Origin of the sequence: Cytobacillus sp. FSL R5-0377 (genome assembly GCF_038004385.1) — a bacterium.
Classification (GTDB): domain Bacteria; phylum Bacillota; class Bacilli; order Bacillales; family Cytobacillaceae; genus Cytobacillus.
Genome location: NZ_JBBORA010000001.1, coordinates 3,126,633 through 3,143,746, shown reverse-complemented (window position 1 = coordinate 3,143,746; position 17,114 = coordinate 3,126,633). Strand labels below are relative to the sequence as shown.

20 protein-coding genes and 2 riboswitches are annotated in these 17,114 nt (G+C 42.1%); all 20 genes read right to left on the bottom strand.

The genetic code is table 11. The features are described 5' to 3' along the window. Positions 1-162: 162 nt before the first annotated feature. The 20 genes from NSQ49_RS15985 to NSQ49_RS15890 all read right to left on the bottom strand — a co-directional run bounded on the left by NSQ49_RS15985 (position 163) and on the right by NSQ49_RS15890 (position 17,077). Positions 163-465, bottom strand: a complete 303-nt coding sequence (locus tag NSQ49_RS15985) for a YunC family protein (RefSeq protein WP_159867996.1) — start codon at positions 463-465, stop codon at positions 163-165. Positions 466-582: 117 nt separating this feature from the next. After that, the gene (locus NSQ49_RS15980; RefSeq protein ID WP_251284814.1) at positions 583-1,428 is read right to left on the bottom strand and encodes a DUF72 domain-containing protein; all 846 of its coding nucleotides are present in this window, start codon (positions 1,426-1,428) and stop codon (positions 583-585) included. Between the two features lie 156 nt (positions 1,429-1,584). Next, the gene (gene sufB / locus NSQ49_RS15975) at positions 1,585-2,982 is read right to left on the bottom strand and encodes a Fe-S cluster assembly protein SufB (protein ID WP_159868002.1); all 1,398 of its coding nucleotides are present in this window, start codon (positions 2,980-2,982) and stop codon (positions 1,585-1,587) included. A gap of 105 nt (positions 2,983-3,087) precedes the next feature. After that, a complete protein-coding gene (gene sufU, locus NSQ49_RS15970; protein ID WP_159868005.1) occupies positions 3,088-3,537 on the bottom strand; it encodes a Fe-S cluster assembly sulfur transfer protein SufU in 450 nt (149 codons plus the stop codon). Continuing rightward, a complete protein-coding gene (locus tag NSQ49_RS15965; RefSeq protein ID WP_251284815.1) occupies positions 3,527-4,756 on the bottom strand; it encodes a cysteine desulfurase in 1,230 nt (409 codons plus the stop codon). The genes sufU and NSQ49_RS15965 overlap by 11 nt, the downstream gene beginning before the upstream one ends. Beyond that, positions 4,756-6,066 (bottom strand): Fe-S cluster assembly protein SufD, encoded by a 1,311-nt coding sequence (sufD, locus tag NSQ49_RS15960; protein WP_159868011.1) that lies wholly within the window; start codon positions 6,064-6,066, stop codon positions 4,756-4,758. Before sufD ends, NSQ49_RS15965 begins: the two co-directional genes overlap by 1 nt. Positions 6,067-6,083: 17 nt before the next feature. Beyond that, on the bottom strand, positions 6,084-6,869 hold the full coding sequence (gene sufC, locus NSQ49_RS15955) for a Fe-S cluster assembly ATPase SufC (protein WP_159868014.1): 786 nt from the start codon (positions 6,867-6,869) through the stop codon (positions 6,084-6,086). A 333-nt stretch (positions 6,870-7,202) separates the two neighbouring features. Beyond that, entirely contained in the window at positions 7,203-7,541 is a 339-nt protein-coding gene (locus NSQ49_RS15950; RefSeq protein ID WP_159868017.1) for a hypothetical protein, read from the bottom strand. A gap of 225 nt (positions 7,542-7,766) precedes the next feature. Beyond that, positions 7,767-8,138, bottom strand: coding sequence for a carboxymuconolactone decarboxylase family protein (locus tag NSQ49_RS15945; protein ID WP_159868020.1), 372 nt, complete (start codon positions 8,136-8,138; stop codon positions 7,767-7,769). 121 nt (positions 8,139-8,259) lie between these two features. After that, a complete protein-coding gene (locus NSQ49_RS15940; protein ID WP_251284816.1) occupies positions 8,260-9,102 on the bottom strand; it encodes a MetQ/NlpA family ABC transporter substrate-binding protein in 843 nt (280 codons plus the stop codon). Positions 9,103-9,114: 12 nt separating this feature from the next. Further along, complete coding sequence (locus NSQ49_RS15935) at positions 9,115-9,783, bottom strand: methionine ABC transporter permease (RefSeq protein ID WP_159868026.1); 669 nt, start codon at positions 9,781-9,783, stop codon at positions 9,115-9,117. Beyond that, positions 9,776-10,801, bottom strand: a complete 1,026-nt coding sequence (locus NSQ49_RS15930; RefSeq protein ID WP_251284817.1) for a methionine ABC transporter ATP-binding protein — start codon at positions 10,799-10,801, stop codon at positions 9,776-9,778. Before NSQ49_RS15930 ends, NSQ49_RS15935 begins: the two co-directional genes overlap by 8 nt. Positions 10,802-10,953: 152 nt before the next feature. Continuing rightward, positions 10,954-11,058: riboswitch (SAM riboswitch) on the bottom strand. Positions 11,059-11,198: 140 nt separating this feature from the next. Continuing rightward, positions 11,199-12,515, bottom strand: coding sequence for an O-acetylhomoserine aminocarboxypropyltransferase/cysteine synthase family protein (locus tag NSQ49_RS15925; RefSeq protein ID WP_251284830.1), 1,317 nt, complete (start codon positions 12,513-12,515; stop codon positions 11,199-11,201). An 83-nt stretch (positions 12,516-12,598) separates the two neighbouring features. Beyond that, a riboswitch (SAM riboswitch) is annotated at positions 12,599-12,700 on the bottom strand. Between the two features lie 51 nt (positions 12,701-12,751). Next, positions 12,752-13,090, bottom strand: a complete 339-nt coding sequence (locus NSQ49_RS15920; RefSeq protein WP_251284818.1) for a hypothetical protein — start codon at positions 13,088-13,090, stop codon at positions 12,752-12,754. A 143-nt stretch (positions 13,091-13,233) separates the two neighbouring features. Then, the gene (locus NSQ49_RS15915) at positions 13,234-14,505 is read right to left on the bottom strand and encodes an MFS transporter (RefSeq protein ID WP_251284819.1); all 1,272 of its coding nucleotides are present in this window, start codon (positions 14,503-14,505) and stop codon (positions 13,234-13,236) included. A gap of 155 nt (positions 14,506-14,660) precedes the next feature. After that, positions 14,661-14,969, bottom strand: coding sequence for a thioredoxin family protein (locus NSQ49_RS15910; RefSeq protein WP_159868038.1), 309 nt, complete (start codon positions 14,967-14,969; stop codon positions 14,661-14,663). Positions 14,970-14,987: 18 nt separating this feature from the next. Further along, on the bottom strand, positions 14,988-15,341 hold the full coding sequence (locus NSQ49_RS15905; RefSeq protein WP_251284820.1) for a toprim domain-containing protein: 354 nt from the start codon (positions 15,339-15,341) through the stop codon (positions 14,988-14,990). 513 nt (positions 15,342-15,854) lie between these two features. Then, entirely contained in the window at positions 15,855-16,094 is a 240-nt protein-coding gene (locus NSQ49_RS15900) for a YusG family protein (RefSeq protein ID WP_159868041.1), read from the bottom strand. Between the two features lie 159 nt (positions 16,095-16,253). Then, positions 16,254-16,637, bottom strand: coding sequence for a glycine cleavage system protein GcvH (gcvH, locus tag NSQ49_RS15895; RefSeq protein WP_159868043.1), 384 nt, complete (start codon positions 16,635-16,637; stop codon positions 16,254-16,256). Between the two features lie 65 nt (positions 16,638-16,702). Next, positions 16,703-17,077: an arsenate reductase family protein gene (locus NSQ49_RS15890; RefSeq protein ID WP_159868058.1), complete on the bottom strand. Its 375-nt coding sequence runs from the start codon at positions 17,075-17,077 to the stop codon at positions 16,703-16,705. Positions 17,078-17,114 lie beyond the last annotated feature (37 nt).

Here is a 17,114-nt window from a genome sequence, read left to right as displayed (position 1 = left end):
CCTGAGCTTCCTGGACGCCCTGCCCCTTCGGAAACTCAGCTGTCCCCGTTATTTGGGCAGGACACCAAATAACGCTCTCGCACCTTCCTCAGTAAACGATTCAACATGCAACATCACTTACGAAAACTCCATAAAAAAAGACAAGCCTCTTAAGGCATGCCTTTAAATCATTTTGAGAAGTGCTTCTTTTCCGATCGTTCCTTTAACAATGCCCAATTCCTCGGCCTCGTAAGTGACAGACTCAAGCGGGGCATTCAACAGCTGATCTATCGTTTTTACACCGACAGCCCTGCCGGCAATTACTTTTCGGTCCTTAAGCTTTTCGTTCAGCAAAGCTACATCCAGGGCTCCGCACATAATATACCCTTTATCATTCGTTACCACCAGCAGATTAGTCTTCGGCAGCTGCACCGAAACACTCAAAAAAGTGTGGCCACCTATTTCAATCGGCTTCAAATCAATCATACCTGCACCCACTCCTTTCCTTTTCCCTTACACAATATGTACGGACAAGGAAAAGGGTGAACGTGACAGGCACCTATACCAGTTTGCCGAAGTGGTATAGGTGCCTGTCACCCGGTTTTAAAATAAATCAAGTTGTCTGGGAGCTAGCTGCTGGTATTCGATATTCAGCATTTCGATCATTTGTTTAGCGTTGTCTGCCGCGTCACCGCCTGAGTTGTTGTTGAAGACGACGTATACATTTTTACATTTTTTCTTGAGCTTTTTTAGATGTTCTGCCCATTCTGCCAATTCTTCTTCGTTATAGCGGTAAAGATAGCGGACCTCACGCCAGTTGTCCCCATTCTTTTTCTGCCAGCCGTGAAAATTGCGTCCGTGGAAACGAACGAGCACTTTGTCAGTATTGGTTGTTTCCAGAACTGTTGGAACTGAACCTTCACCGGCTTGCGGCTCGTCACAGATGCTGTGAATCCATTCTTCCTCTTTCATAAAGCTTAGCGTGCTTTCCCTAAACTCCGGCCGAAACCATGATTGATGCCTGAACTCCAGGGCACAGGGGATCTCCCCCATCTGTTCCTTGCACCAGCGAAGATAATCAACATTGGCTTTTTTACAGTCAAACCATGGCGGAAATTGAAACAGCACCATTGCCAGTTTGCCGGACTCAATATAAGGCTCCAATGAATCCTTAAACGCCTCAAACATTTCTTCTTTGCTTTCAAAAGGGATCTCTCCTCTTTGATGGCCCGTCATACCCTGATAGGCTTTTACAATGAATTGAAAACCATCTGGGGTGTCATTAACCCATTTGGCGGAGTTGCGTTTTGGCTGCACGGCATAAAAAGCAGAGTCCACCTCTACTGTCGGGAAGTGGCCGGCGTACTCCTTTAATTTATCTCTTGGCGAAATGGCGCCTGTATAAAGGCTATCATGATCGCCCCAGCCTGTTACGCCTATGATAATCATTGAAATACCTCCGTTTGGCTAAGTATTGTCACGATAAACTGAGAACTAATTTTTATATCTCCACTTTAGCAATTTATCCAAAAATAATATACTTCCTGTTACCTATTTAAAAACCCGCTTACCATGGCCGGTAAACGGGTTTTCATAAATTAGCTATTAACCGATGGAACCTTCCATTTCAAACTTGATCAGACGGTTCATTTCTACTGCGTATTCCATTGGAAGTTCTTTCGTAAATGGCTCGATGAAGCCCATTACGATCATTTCTGTTGCTTCTTCCTCTGAAATTCCACGGCTCATAAGGTAGAATAGCTGTTCTTCTGATACTTTTGAAACCTTCGCTTCATGCTCAAGAGAGATGTTGTCGTTTAGGATTTCATTGTATGGAATTGTATCTGAAGTTGACTGGTTATCCATAATTAACGTATCACATTCGATGTTGGCACGGGCACCTTCAGCTTTGCGGCCGAAGTGAACGATTCCGCGGTATGTTACTTTACCGCCCTGCTTGGAAATCGATTTTGACACGATCGTTGAAGACGTGTTCGGTGCAAGGTGAATCATTTTTGCACCTGCATCCTGATGCTGCCCTTTGCCTGCTAATGCAATGGAAAGGGTCATGCCGCGTGCGCCTTCTCCTTTAAGGATAACTGCCGGATATTTCATTGTCAGTTTTGAACCGATGTTTCCGTCAATCCATTCCATTGTTGCGTTTGATTCACAAACCGCACGCTTTGTAACCAGGTTGTATACGTTGTTTGCCCAGTTTTGGATGGTTGTATAACGGCAATATGCGTCTTTTTTGATAATAATTTCAACAACCGCACTATGAAGTGAGTTGGTTGTGTACACAGGTGCAGTACAGCCTTCTACATAGTGTACATGTGCGCCTTCATCAACAATGATAAGGGTACGCTCAAATTGCCCCATGTTCTCAGAGTTAATGCGGAAATAGGCCTGCAATGGCGTATCAACTTTAACACCTTTAGGAACATAGATGAACGATCCGCCAGACCAAACGGCTGAGTTTAATGCAGCAAATTTGTTGTCTGTTGGAGGGATAACCTTTGCCCAGTGCTCACGGAAAATATCTTCATTTTCGCGAAGAGCCGAATCGGTATCCTTGAATACAATTCCTTTTGCTTCCAGGTCTTCCTGCATATTATGGTAAACAACCTCTGATTCATACTGTGCAGAAACACCAGCAAGATACTTCTGCTCTGCTTCAGGAATACCTAATTTATCAAAGGTCTGTTTAATTTCATCAGGAACTTCATCCCAAGAACGTTCAGTCTTCTCAGAAGGCTTAACATAATACGTAATTTCATCAAAGTTTAATGACGCTAAATCTCCGCCCCATTGCGGCATAGGCATGTTATAGAAATGGTCCAGTGATTTTAAACGGAAGTCAAGCATCCATTGTGGCTCTTCCTTCAATTTTGAAATCTCTTCAACAATTTCTTTTGTCAAACCGCGTTTTGATCGGAAAATGGAAACGTCTTTATCGGCAAAACCATACTTATAATCGCCGATCTCAGGCATTTTTTTTGCCATCGTCGTATTCCTCCATTCATATAGGAAAGGGTGTACACCCTATCATTTCATAGTATTTTAGCACACAAGACAGATCATAAAGTATTAATCAAACGTTTGATTGATTTATTCCTGTTCTTCTTTCTCTGTGCCAACACCTTTTTCCATTGCTTTCCATGCTAAAGTGGCACATTTGATTCTGGCAGGGAATTGGGAAACTCCCTGAAGAGCTTCGATATCGCCAAGATCAAGATCATCTTCATCATATTCTTTCCCCAGCATCATGTCAGAGAAAACTTTGGAAAGCTTTAAGGCATCTTCAATATTTTTACCCTTGATGGCTTGAGTCATCATGGAAGCTGAGGACATGGAGATGGAACATCCTTCGCCTTCAAACTTTGCGTCTGCCACTTTGCCATCCTCAAGCTTCAGCGTCAATTGAATCCGGTCTCCGCAAGTAGGGTTATTCATATTGATCGTCAGGCTGTCATCTTCAAGTACCCCTTTGTTACGAGGGTTTTTATAATGATCCATTATAACCTGGCGGTAAAGGGTATCTAAATTTTTAGAAGACATCGCTGAAATACTCCTTTGTTTTGACAAGCCCGGAAACAAGCTTATCAATATCTTCTTCCGTATTGTACAGATAGAAGCTTGCACGTGCAGTTGCCGACACCTTGAGCCACTTCATAAGCGGCTGTGCACAATGGTGGCCGGCGCGGACTGCAATTCCTTCTGCATCCAATACAGTAGCCACATCATGTGGATGAACATCGTCTATATTAAATGTAACCAGACCTGCCCGCTTCGAGGCTTCTTTAGGTCCATAAATGGTCATTCCCTCTATAGCAGACATTTTTTCCATAGCATAAGCAGCCAGCTTGTGCTCATATGCCTCGATTTCATTCAAGCCAATCTGCCCAAGGAAATCAATTGCCGCACCAATTCCGATGGCACCTGCAATGATTGGCGTTCCCCCTTCGAATTTCCATGGTAGCTCCTTCCATGTCGATTCATAGAGGCCGACAAAGTCGATCATTTCACCGCCAAATTCAACAGGTTCCATTTTTTCAAGATGCTTTTTCTTACCGTAAAGAACACCGATGCCAGTAGGACCGCACATCTTATGTCCGGAAAAAGCAAGAAAATCACAATCCAGGTCCTGAACATCAATTTTCATATGCGGAGCACTTTGTGCACCATCCACAACCATAATCGCGCCATTCTCATGGGCGATTTTCGCAATTTCCTTAATCGGGTTCATCACACCCAATACATTCGATACCTGCATGATCGATACGATTTTCGTATTGGCTGTGACGGTTGCACGGACATCTTCAAGAGAGATGGTTCCGTCCTCCTGCAGTGGGAGGTACTTTAGCGTGGCACCGGTCTGTTTAGCTACCTGCTGCCACGGAATGATATTGCTGTGGTGTTCCATATAGGTGATAACTATTTCATCGCCTTCAGACAGGTTAGCGCGCCCGTAGCTTGCTGCCACTGTATTGATGGATGTCGTTGTTCCTCTTGTAAAAATAACTTCCTCAGTGGATTTTGCATTTATGAATTTTCGCACCTTTTCCCTGGCACCTTCATAGCCATCCGTTGCTCTGGTGCCCAAGGTATGGACGCCTCTATGAACATTCGAGTTATATTCCCTGTAGTATTTATCAATCGCCTCAATTACCGGAACAGGCTTTTGGGAAGTAGCGGCACTGTCCAGATAAACAAGGGGCTTTCCATTGACTTCCTGATCCAGTATGGGAAACATTTGCCGAATCTCACGGGCATTCATTATTTTACTTTCCCTTCAATAACGGCAGTAAGCTGCTTTTTAACACCTTCGATAGGAAGAGCGTTAACAACCGGCGCCAGGAAGCCGTGAATAACAAGACGTTCCGCCTCTTTCTGGGAGACACCGCGGCTCATTAAATAGTAAAGCTGCAATGGATCCACACGGCCAACTGAAGCTGCGTGACCAGCTGTTACATCATCTTCGTCGATTAATAAAATCGGGTTTGCATCTCCGCGGGCTTTTTCGCTTAGCATCAGAACGCGTGATTCCTGCTCGGCATTTGACTTGGAAGCACCGTGCTCGATTTTGCCGATTCCATTAAAGATGGAAGATGCAGAGTCTTTCATAACCCCATGTTTTAAAATGTAACCTTCGGAATTTTTTCCGAAATGAACTACTTTTGTTGTAAAGTTTTGGGTCTGTTCTCCGCGTCCTACAACAACTGTTTTGGTATCACCGAAAGAACCGTCTCCAACAAGATTAGTTGTATTCTCTGAAACTGTATTGCCGTCGTTCATTAGTCCAAGAGCCCATTCAATGCGTGCATCACGGCCTGCAACTCCTCGGCGGTTCACATACGCTGTTGTTCCCTTAGCAAGTGTATCAACCGCACCATACTGCACTCTTGCATTTGCATTGGCAATGACCTCAGTAACAATATTAAAGACGCTATTCGCTTCCTCAACCACGGAAACATAATTTTCCACGTAAGTAACTGAGCTGTTATCATCAGCTACCACCAATACATGGTTAAATAGGTTTGCCTCTTTATCATCATGGATATATACAGCCTGAATTGGCGCTGAAATTTCCACGTTTTTCGGAATGTACAAGAACGCTCCGCCATTTAAAAGAGCCGCGTGCAAAGCGGTTAAACGGTGTTCGTCCGTTTTGACGCCATCTTTCATGAAATACTTTTGAAGCAGCTCGCTATGTTCTCTTGCCGCTGTAAAGATGTCTGTGAAAATAACACCTTTTTCCTGAAGCTCTTTGGATATAGCCAAATGAGTCGGTCTATTATTTCGCTGAATATATAAGTTCTGATCGCCGGCTTCGGTATCAATCAGGTTTCTTACATCCTCCGGAAGGTCATTTAAAGACGTAAAGTCTTCGCTTCCGACAATATGCTTTTCGAACTGTGTAAAGTTCCATTTATCTATTTTCGTTTTATCAGGCCTTGGCATTGGCAGGCTTTCCGCGTTTGCAAGCGCATTTAGACGGAGTTCTGTCAGCCATGCCGGCTCGCCCATATCTTTTGAAAAGGAACTAACATAATCCTTATCAAATGGTAGTTTTATTTCCGTTGTCATAGTGATCCCCCTAACGCTTACGCTTCTTGCCCAACTGTTTCGTCTTCAATGCCCAATTCTTTCTTGATCCAATCATATCCTTCTGCTTCTAAGCGCTGTGCAAGTTCAGGTCCGCCTGATTTTACAACGCGGCCCTGCATCATCACATGAACATGGTCAGGAGTGATGTAGTTAAGAAGGCGCTGATAGTGTGTGATAATTAAGCAGCCAAATTCTTCTCCGCGCATTTCATTGATTCCTTTAGAAACCACTTTCAATGCATCGATATCCAAACCGGAGTCGATTTCATCCAGGATAGCGATTTTAGGTTCAAGCATCATTAATTGCAGGATTTCATTACGTTTCTTTTCTCCGCCTGAGAAACCTTCATTTAAATAACGCTGAGCCATGTCAAGGTCCATTTCCAGGAACTCCATCTTGCTGTCCATTTTGCGGATGAATTTCATAAGAGAAATTTCGTTGCCTTCATCAAGGCGGCTGTTAATTGCAGAACGTAAAAAATCGGCATTTGTTACGCCGCTGATTTCACTTGGATATTGCATTGCAAGAAAAAGTCCGGCACGTGCGCGCTCGTCAACTTCCATTTCAAGAACATCTTTACCATCCAATGTGATGCTTCCTTGTGTTACTTCGTATTTCGGATGCCCCATGATAGCAGAAGATAAAGTAGATTTACCTGTACCGTTCGGCCCCATGATTGCGTGGATTTCTCCACCTTTAATCTCAAGGTTTACACCTTTTAATATTTCTTTTCCCTCAATAGCAACATGAAGGTCTTTAATTGTAAGTACTGATCCTGCCATAATATATACCTCCGTCAATAAAAGAAGATTTGTAAACCGGTTTTATCCGCAAATCTCTATTCTCATTTTATTCTCATTACAATCTTATAACAAATCAAATATCATAGCAACTCTTTGAGACCATTAACAAACTTTTCAAACGAAAATGTTTAGAAAGCCTGTAAATATAGATTTTATCATACAAAACCAATGTCTTCAAAGAGTGAAATCACCGGGATCCAGGCATGTCCTATCTATTTTTTCCCGGTGCTGTAATTTCATGTATTGCAAAAAGAAAACCAGTGCATCATTGGCACTGGTTACTATTTACTTCATTATTATATATACCTAAACCTAGGAATGAATCTTTCTTTCAAGATCTGCAACTAACCTTTGGCTTTGAAGGTAATCTTCCTCACGTCTTTTTTCAACTTCCATTCGAATATCATGTTTCCGGCTGTACACTTCATATCCAACTCCATGGGCAGCTTGCATAGCTTTTTCCATTTCACTCGTGTAGTTCAGCTGTAACTGACTGATAATGAACCAATCCTTTCGGTTTTTATGCTTTTCAGCATTTAGTTTTACATCTAAAATCTTAACACTCACCATATACCCCGCACAAAGCGGAAAAAACCTGATTTTTTTAGCAATTTCAGGAGTGAGAACCGGTGAAACGCTTTCATATTCCATATCCTTAGAATACTGGCTGAATGCTCGGAAATAATGGTTGTTTTGTAAATTTTCTGAAAATATACATCTAAAAAGGCTCTTTTCGAATAAATTGTTTTTTATGCTTCTCAATGTCGTCCGTTGATTTCCGCTGCAGAATCACACTTTCCACCACAATCTGTAAATATATCCCAATAGAAGCGAACTTCCGAAAAAAAGCCCCTGCTATTAAGCAGGAGCTGATTTTCAATGATTTTGCTGATTCAATTCTGTCATGGCCTCCTGGACGAGTGTAACCGCCTGGCTCATGGCTGCTCCGCCTCCAAAAGCCGCTGTTACTCCTACTGCCTCCAGAATTTCTTCTTCAGACGCTCCTTGGTCAATGCAGCCTTTTGTATGGTAAATAATGCAGTATTCATCCTGAGAATATAAACTGATTCCTAGCGCGATCAGCTGCTTCTCTTTTTGAGACAAAACTCCTTCCTTAAAGCAGGCTTCAGTAAAAGCATTATAATGCTGTGCCAAATCCGGCATTTTATCAGTGAATACACCTAATCCGACTTTATAATCATGAAGGGCTGCTTCTATTGAGTTAGAAGGTTCATGATAATGCTCCATCGATCTCCACTCCATTTCAAATAGTATCATGGTTAGTATGTTTGTTTGCTTTTCTATCTATACAGGGAGCGGGGCTGCTGATCTGCAAAAAAAACAGGCGCTGCGAACGCCTGTTTTTTTCTTACTCAGATACCGGTACAACGGCACCTTCATATTTTTCAAGAATGAAATCCTGGATCTCCTTTGAACGAAGCACCTCTACAAGAGCTTTAATTCCTTCTTTCTCTTCATCACCTGTACGGACTGCAATTACATTTACATATGGTGAATCTTTGTCCTCAATAGCAATTGAATCTTTAAGAGGATTTAATCCTGCATCAATTGCATAGTTGGAGTTAATCAGAACTGCATCCCCTTCTCCATTATTGTAGATCTGAGGAAGAAGTGATGCTTCATATTCAGTATCAAACTCTAATTTTTTCGGATTGTCTTTTATATCTTCCAGTGTTGCTTCCGTTTTTTCAACATCTTCATTTAAAGTGATAAGTCCCTCAGCTTCCAGCATGGAAAGAATGCGGCCATGGTCTGCAACTGAGTTGCTCATGATGATTGTAGCACCCTCAGGAAGCTCCTCAAGATTCTTATATTTCTGGGAGTATACACCGATTGGCTCAATATGAATTCCGCCTGCATTTGTAAAATCATAGCCATGCTCAGCTTTCTGCGACTCAAGATAAGGAATATGCTGGAAGTAGTTTGCGTCAAGCTCTTTAGACTCAAGAGCCTGATTTGGCAATACATAATCCTGGAATGTTACAACATCAAGTTCAAAGCCTTTTTCTTCAAGTAATGGCTTTGCTTCTTCAAGAATTTCCGCGTGAGGCACATTGGATGCTCCCACCGTAATCTTTTTGCTATCTTTATCTCCGCCTTCTCCGGCACTGCCGTCTTTTTCTGAAGTGCCGCAAGCTGCAAGTACAAGGGCAACTGCCAGTGCAAGAGCAAGTGATAACCACTTTTTCATGTAAATCTCTCCTTATCGTTTGTCTAATTTTGTTGTAATAATATCTCCAATAAATTGGATGATAAATACGATGATTAAAATAATTACGGTCGCCATAAGCGTCACATCACTTCGGCTCCGCTGAAAACCTTCAAGGTATGCCAGATTCCCAAGTCCACCAGCGCCGATAACACCAGCCATAGCTGTGTAGCCAACCAGTGCGATAGCTGTTACAGTAATTCCCGAAACAAGGGCCGGCATTGATTCCGGAAGCAGCACCTTCCAGATGATCGTGCTTGTTTTTGCGCCCATTGACTTGGCTGCTTCAATTACCCCTTTATCTATCTCCCTCAAGCCGATTTCCACCATTCGGGCATAGAACGGAGCAGCACCAATAATTAATGCAGGCAATGCTGCATCCTCCCCAATCATTGTTCCCAATAGAAACTTCGTAAATGGAATTAATAAAACAATCAGGATGATAAATGGAATTGAACGGAATATATTGACGAACGCAGAGATAACTTTATTAATTGGCGCATTTTCCCAAATATTCCCCCTAGCTGTCAAAAAGAGCAGCAGCCCCAGCACCGCTCCCAAAATAAAGGTTGCGATAACAGAAATAGCAGTCATATAGAGGGTTTCCACAGTAGCCTCCCACATGGAATCCCATTTTACATTTGGAAACCATTCATTAAGCATTGGAAATCACCTCCACGCCTACCTGCTGGGAATGGATATATTCAATTGCTTTTGCAACTTCCTCTGCTTCTCCATCAACATGGATGAATAAGGTACCATAAGAACCATTCTGCGTCTGGGAAATCTTCCCTTGAAGAATATTTACAGTTACCTGGAAATGACGGATCAGGTTAGTAATCAATGGCTGTTCAGCTGATTCGCCGACAAATCCTAATTGAACTACTTTTCCTTGTGGATACAAATCTACAAGATGATCAATCGTTTCCTTCGTTTCTTCAGGCTCTGTCACCTGCTGAACAAACCGCTTTGTTATTTCTGCTTTTGGATTCTTAAAGACATCTAATACAGGTCCGATTTCAACAATTCGGCCGCCTTCCATAACAGCAACCCGATGGCAGATTTTACGGATCACGTGCATTTCATGTGTAATCAGAACAATGGTTAAGCCCAGGCGTTCATTGATGTCAACAAGCAGCTCCAAGATGGAATCTGTTGTTTGAGGATCAAGTGCAGATGTGGCCTCATCACAAAGCAGCACTTTTGGGTTGTTAGCAAGGGCTCTGGCAATTCCGACCCTTTGCTTTTGACCGCCGCTAAGCTGAGATGGGTAGGCTTCTTCCCTTCCTTCCAGACCAACTAGTTTAATGAGCTCGTCTACTCTTTTGAGCCTTTCCTGCCGGGAAACACCAGCGATTTCTAGCGGAAATGCAATATTTTCTCTTACTGTTCTCGACCATAACAGGTTGAAATGCTGGAAGATCATGCTTATTTCCTGACGTGCTTTTCTTAGGTTGCTTCCCTTTATCTTTGAAACCTCATTGCCGGCTACTGTTACGCTGCCATGGGTAGGAAGCTCCAGCCCATTCAGCATACGGATTAATGTACTTTTACCAGCACCGCTATATCCGATAACACCGAATATCTCTCCTTCTTTTACCTCCAGGTTTACATCATCCACAGCTTTTACCTGGCCGTTTTTTGAAGAGAATATCTTCTGAACATCTTTTATAGAAATCAATGTGATAGTCACCTCTTTTATCGAAAGATACAGATAATAATTAATTGGCTGCTTCTATTTACCTATTTTTTACTCACAATAGACTTTCATGCGCAAATGCAAAAATGCCTTCCTGCACATGAGCAGAAAGGCATAAATAAATTTAGTCCTTCCTCTCATCTATCAAAGCTATGCTTTGAGTGAATTGGCACCATTTCAACTAAATTGACGGTTGCCGGGCTTCATAGGGCACTTCCCTCCACCTCTCTTGATAAGAGCGTTACGTTCTATATTCAATTAATACTTTAAATTATTTAAGCAGTTTTTTAATTACGTTTGCTATCGTATCATAGGCGATAAAAAGGTGTCAACGATGAAATTTCAAACTTTCGGAAAAAAGCGAATGGTAAATTATCCTTTACGCTTTTGCGGCCAACGATGTAAGACCCGCAGCTGTTTCAATGGCCTGTTCCAGATCTTCAATCAAATCCTCCGCATTCTCAATTCCGATCGAAATCCGAATTAGATCTTCCGGTACACCGGCAGCCTTTAAACCTTCCTCATCCAGCTGCTGATGAGTGGTGCTTGCAGGGTGGATAATCAGGCTCTTTGCGTCCCCGACATTGGCCACATGTGCCCAAAGCTTCAGGCTATTGATCAGCTTGGCTCCAGCCTCTCTTCCGCCAGCGATTCCAAATACAGCCACTGCTCCGGCTCCTTTTGGCAAGTATTTATCTGCCAATTTTTTGTCCGGGTGGCTTTCATGGCCTGGATAAAGCACCCAATTAACAGCTGGATGCGCCTCCAGATATTCCACTACCTTTTTGGCATTGGCAACATGCTCCTTCATTCTTACATGAAGAGTTTCAAGGCCCAGTGTGAATTGGAATGCACTTTGTGCACTCATTGCAGGCCCTAAATCTCTCAACAGCTGTACTCGGGCTTTGATAATATAAGCCGCTTCACCAATTGCTTCACTATAAACAATATCATGATAGCTCGGATCCGGTTTTGTAAATCCCGGAAACTTAGGGGAATTCCAGTCGAAATTTCCGCCGTCAACAATTATACCGCCCATTGTAGTTCCATTGCCGAGCAGCCATTTTGTCGCAGAGTGTATTACAATGTCAGCCCCATGCTCAATTGGCCTGCAAAGATAAGGAGTAGCAAAAGTGTTATCGACAATTAGCGGCACACCATTTTCGTGTGCAATTGCGGCAACTTTTTCAATATCAAGGATCTTCAGGCTCGGGTTTCCAATCGTCTCGGCGAAGACAGCCTTTGTTTTATCTGTTATTGCACTGCGGAAATTTTCCGGATCCTTTGGATCGACGAGTCTCACCTTTATTCCGTACTTAGGAAGTGTGACTGCAAACAAATTATATGTACCTCCATATAAATTTGAGGCAGCAACAATTTCATCACCTGCTTCAGCAATATTTAAAATAGCCAGTGTTATGGCAGATTGGCCGCTTGCAAGAGCCAGCGCACCCACTCCTCCTTCAAGAAGGGCTACCCTTTCCTCAAATACACTGACAGTGGGGTTATGTATCCTGCTATAAATATATCCCTGCTCTTTCAGAGCAAAGAGGTCTGCAGCGTGATCTGTATCCTTGAATTGATAAGCATTGTTCTGATAAATCGGAACTGCCCTCGCACCGGTTACAGGGTCAGGCTTGAGTCCGCCATGCACTCCAATGGTTTCAAAACGGTAGTTTTGCTTTTTGTCTGTCATCATAATCTCTCCTCTATAATAATGTTTGTTCATATCGAAGAGCTGAAAAGGCCCTCTTCATAAGAAGAGGGCTGTATCGTCTCTTCTTATCTTCCAGAGCATTCCGCTCTGCTGGATTTAGCACCGTGTACTTTACCGGTTGCCGGGCTTCACTGGGCCAGTCCCTCCGCCTCTCTTGATAAGAATATTCCGTTAATTAACAATATAATGATATTATCATACTATTTAAAAAATGGTCAAGTATTGGTAAGTGAAATTTTCCCTAAACAGAAAAAGGACTCGATGAGCAGTTTTTTTCTGAAAGTGGCTTCCATGATTATTTTATTTCGGGAAATTGCTTCCCGTAGCTTTACTTCCCCGGTAATCAGTGACAGCACATCTTCTTCCAATCCCGAGATTTCCACATCAAAATGGCTGGTATGGCTTGCCTTCTTTATTTCCCCATTCGAAACTTTTAAAGGAATGCTTATATTTCCAGCTTTAATAAGCAAAGAAAAATTTGATTTTCTCAGGAAAAATTCAAGATGCCCTTTCGCCTTTAATTCCCTGATAAATAAATCAGGTAAATCTCTCACAGCCTCACCTCTTTTAATGGGTTTATTGTTTTTACTATTCAGTAATAAAGAGCTTTAATCCTTTATTTTTCATTCGACAAAATCAGAAAAGCACTGCCTGTTTGATTGGCATTGCTCTTTCATTTCCTGAGAAATATGTCAGATTAAATTATTTTTACAGAGGGTTCTGCAGCTTTTGTCTTATTATAGCCTCTGAATACAATGAAAAAATAGATAGACCCAATCAAATATAAAGTGGCTGTAATAGTGAATACCAGAGCATATCCCCAATAGTCCCCATATCTCATGACGATTCCTGTTGAAACAGGGCCCATCACAGCCCAACCCAGATTGAAAACCATCTGATTAACTGAGTTTGCCAGCCCTTTCATCGAATCATTTACCTTTGACATCATGAGTGACATTTGTATAGGATTTCCCGCATTCATGAGCGCCTGCCTGAACAAAAAGCAGATGGCAGCCAGCCAAAGATTTTCAGTATATCCTGTTAAAAGCAGGAAGGGCAGTGACATGAGCTGCAGGATCACAACGGCTTTAACCTCTCCCAGCTTTCTTACAACAACCGGACCGATTATCATGGCAAAGGCCGTGGCAGCCTGACCTAATGAGATAATAATGCCAATTGCTGAATTCGAGGCGTCAAAGCGGTCTGCAAAGTATAAATTTAGATAAGGGATAACAAGTCCTGCGCCAATTCCAATGAGGAGCTGAGCCAAAGCAAACATAACTATAATTTTGACACCTTCATTATTAGCAGAAAGGTTTTTGAATGACAGACCTTTTAAGCCCTTTGCATCTTTTTGATCTTTCAAAACCTCTGAGAAATGCAAAATTGGAAAAAAGCCGGCCATGAAGAACACACTTGCAATTAGAAGAGTTATGCGGATACTGGTGAGCTGATCCGTAAACAGGGAAAAAGCATCTGTTAAGACGCCTCCGCTTAAATTGCCGATCACATTTGCACCAGTCATGATAGCAAAATGTATACTGAATAAATGGACCCTTTGGTCAGCTTTTGAATTCTCAGCCAGCCATGGTATGCCCGATACCTGTATAAAAGCTGTTGTCAGTCCTGTTAAAAAAGCAAATAAAATCAGCAGTTCCTGCATTTCAGCTATACTTCTGAAAAGCATAACTGCACCTGTGGCAACTGCCCCAAACAGCATCGCTTTTTTTCTGCCAATTCGGTCGCTCGCAATCCCTGCCGGCACAAGAACCAGGGCTGTCGCGAGAGCAGTCATGGATATGATTTGCCCATTAACACTTTCAGAGTAGCCAAGTTCTCTTATATAGAAATTATAAATTACCATGAATATCCCGAAACCAATTTGTGTAAAGATATTCGCCATAAAAGCCAATTTTATGTTGCGGTTATAGCTTTTAAATTGACCTGCCCACTCCCTGTAAAATGCCATCCGGATCCCTTCCTGCACTGTATAATTTTTATTTCGCTTCCCTAAGTATCATACTCTGTCAGGTGGAATTTGTAAATGTATTTTGAAAAGCGGAAATGGCGCTTCCTCAATATTTAAGCATGCAAAAAACCAGGCCGCTTTTGCTCCTGGTTTCTTTAATGAATACTTCTAATGTGATCCAATAAATAGGGAACGGATCGGAATGCATATATTTTCTCCTGTAAAGTTCCTCTTCTGAAAATAAGGAGGCAGGGGACGCTTTCTACTCCCCATTTTTCAGCCAATTGCGGCATATAATTTAAGTCCGCTTTCCCCATTTTTTGATCTGGCAGCAATTGTTCTATAACTGCCAGCATCTTTCCTGCCATCTGGCAGGTTCCGCACATAGGCGTATACAAATAGATAAGTATCGTTTCTTGTCCGCTAATCGCTTTCTCAATTTCCTGCTGCGACCATTCCTGCATTTTATCATCCTTACTTTATTATCTGTCCAGATATTGTGTATAAACGTCAATGTTAGCACCCAAAAGCACTGTTGCCAAGTGATGCTCCGGTGCTGTCGCTACTTCTCTGTACATTCTATCGATGTATAGATGCTCTGCCTCGGGAAATTCCCTTTTGAATTGTTTTCTCAGCTTTTCACCTGCTGCATCAGCATCCACCAATATATATACATCCTTATCAAATAGTGTGTCAATTAATTCATCCAGTTTGGTAATGCTTATTGTTCCATTTGTACAGATAATCTCAACGGGCTCTCTTATAATGCTTTTAACCTTTGTTTTATCTGACTTTCCCTCGACAATAATCACTTTTTCCGGAATTCCATCGTTCATCGTCATCACCTGAAAGGAGTTATTTTGAAACGGTTCGTTTTAGTTAGGGCTGTTCTCTATTAGATTCTTGATAGATATAGATGTAGCCCGTTGATTTCAGCATAGGGGACATGCTTTCTGCGGGAATGATAGCCTCCCCCCCAGGACGTTGATTAAGCTTCCTTGAATCAGCACCGCTCGAAGAAAAAGCGGAGACATTTCGAGGAGCAGGTGCCCATAGCAAAAGATCAACTCAGTAAATTAATTATCCTCTGAAAAAATCTTTAGGAACAGCAAAAGCAAAAAGCTGCCAGTCATGCATTGGTTTTTATCTTAATATATTCAATATTCTCGGTTATGGTGTGAATCTCCTGCCCATTTTGGAGTTTAGGACTGCGCTGATTCCTTGCCCAATTTAGGGAAGAAAATGCTTTTGAAGAAAAATGTTAAAAACGGCTTATCTCATTGTATGCCTGGTCATATTGCTTTAGCCTATTAAATAAACAGCGGAAATCATTCCGCTGTTTACAGTAGTCAGCACCAGCCGCCTTCGTCACAGTCTGTGTAGCGCTCTTGCGCTTTATCCGGTACGGAGACATTCTGGTATATTTTTTGGTGTTCGGATTCAAAATGATGGGACAAATTGAAAGAAGAGCCTTCAGGAAGACTGATTTGACCAATTTTTTCGTCTTCAAGATAAAGATCTATCCCATTGTTGTTAAGCTTGCCGACAACCCGGTCAGTTATATCGATTTTCTGCTGCTTCAATGTCATGGATAACCAATCCTTTCATGCCTTTGGGGTACTTATAGTTTTGCCATGTCTCTGTAAAAGAAAAATAGCAATTAAAGGTAAGTACAAAAAGCAAATACGGCTTGATATGATTGCCCCATAGAACGAAAAAACCGGTTCGTAAGAGAACCGGCTTTCAAATTAGTCTTCGTTAGTCATTTCTTCGTATTGCTCAGCAGTCATCAAGCTTTCTACTTCGCTTAGATCTGTGGGCTCCACAACAACCATCCATGCTTTTTCATATGGAGATTCATTTACGAACTCAGGGTTGTCATTAAGGTCTTCATTTACTTCAACCACTTTACCGCTTAGAGGCGCATAAAGCTCAGACACTGTTTTTACAGATTCTACGCTTCCGAATGGTTCATTTGCACTTAGCTCATCGCCAACTTCAGGAAGTTCAACGAATACGATGTCACCAAGTTCTGATTGCGCGAAATGTGTAATCCCAATGCGGACTTTCCCATCTTCTGTTTTTACCCACTCATGCTCTTCTGAATAACGTAATTCTTTTGGTGTGCTCATTATGTATCCCTCCGTATTAATATTTCAATTTATGATCAGTAAATCGATCTCCTGGTTAAGATGGCTTAAAAGCTCTGCACTTTAGTTAGCCATGTCTTTTCATATTCCTCTTCTTTAAAGCCCACAGTTACTTTCTCTCCATCTGTCAGCAGCGGACGCTTGATCAGCATGCCGTCTGTAGCCAGTATATCGAGCAGTTCTTCATCCGAAGAGGTTTTTACTTTGTCCTTCAAGCCAAGCTCCCTATATTTTTGGCCGCTCGTATTAAAGAACTTTTTTAGTTCCATCCCGCTCTTTTTATAAAGCGCTTCAATATCGCTTCGTGAAGGCGGATTATCTGTTATATGTATTGCTTCATAGGACAGATTATGTTCGTCAAGCCATTTCTTGGCTTTCCGGCATGTCCCGCATTTAGGATACCAATAAAAAGTCAACGCCATTCTTTTCACCACCCATTTTGCAATTTCAGGCTCAGTC

Bases quoted from the DNA above. Each gene is read 5' to 3' on its own strand.
- NSQ49_RS15985 (WP_159867996.1), bottom strand. From the start codon at position 465: ATGATTGATTTGAAGCCGATTGAAATAGGTGGCCACACTTTTTTGAGT.
- NSQ49_RS15980 (WP_251284814.1), bottom strand. From the start codon at position 1,428: ATGATTATCATAGGCGTAACAGGCTGGGGCGATCATGATAGCCTTTAT.
- sufB (WP_159868002.1), bottom strand. From the start codon at position 2,982: ATGGCAAAAAAAATGCCTGAGATCGGCGATTATAAGTATGGTTTTGCC.
- sufU (WP_159868005.1), bottom strand. From the start codon at position 3,537: ATGTCTTCTAAAAATTTAGATACCCTTTACCGCCAGGTTATAATGGAT.
- NSQ49_RS15965 (WP_251284815.1), bottom strand. From the start codon at position 4,756: ATGAATGCCCGTGAGATTCGGCAAATGTTTCCCATACTGGATCAGGAA.
- sufD (WP_159868011.1), bottom strand. From the start codon at position 6,066: ATGACAACGGAAATAAAACTACCATTTGATAAGGATTATGTTAGTTCC.
- sufC (WP_159868014.1), bottom strand. From the start codon at position 6,869: ATGGCAGGATCAGTACTTACAATTAAAGACCTTCATGTTGCTATTGAG.
- NSQ49_RS15950 (WP_159868017.1), bottom strand. From the start codon at position 7,541: ATGGAATATGAAAGCGTTTCACCGGTTCTCACTCCTGAAATTGCTAAA.
- NSQ49_RS15945 (WP_159868020.1), bottom strand. From the start codon at position 8,138: ATGGAGCATTATCATGAACCTTCTAACTCAATAGAAGCAGCCCTTCAT.
- NSQ49_RS15940 (WP_251284816.1), bottom strand. From the start codon at position 9,102: ATGAAAAAGTGGTTATCACTTGCTCTTGCACTGGCAGTTGCCCTTGTA.
- NSQ49_RS15935 (WP_159868026.1), bottom strand. From the start codon at position 9,783: ATGCTTAATGAATGGTTTCCAAATGTAAAATGGGATTCCATGTGGGAG.
- NSQ49_RS15925 (WP_251284830.1), bottom strand. From the start codon at position 12,515: ATGACAGACAAAAAGCAAAACTACCGTTTTGAAACCATTGGAGTGCAT.
- NSQ49_RS15915 (WP_251284819.1), bottom strand. From the start codon at position 14,505: ATGGCATTTTACAGGGAGTGGGCAGGTCAATTTAAAAGCTATAACCGC.
- NSQ49_RS15910 (WP_159868038.1), bottom strand. From the start codon at position 14,969: ATGCAGGAATGGTCGCAGCAGGAAATTGAGAAAGCGATTAGCGGACAA.
- NSQ49_RS15905 (WP_251284820.1), bottom strand. From the start codon at position 15,341: ATGAACGATGGAATTCCGGAAAAAGTGATTATTGTCGAGGGAAAGTCA.
- NSQ49_RS15900 (WP_159868041.1), bottom strand. From the start codon at position 16,094: ATGACATTGAAGCAGCAGAAAATCGATATAACTGACCGGGTTGTCGGC.
- gcvH (WP_159868043.1), bottom strand. From the start codon at position 16,637: ATGAGCACACCAAAAGAATTACGTTATTCAGAAGAGCATGAGTGGGTA.
- NSQ49_RS15890 (WP_159868058.1), bottom strand. From the start codon at position 17,077: ATGGCGTTGACTTTTTATTGGTATCCTAAATGCGGGACATGCCGGAAA.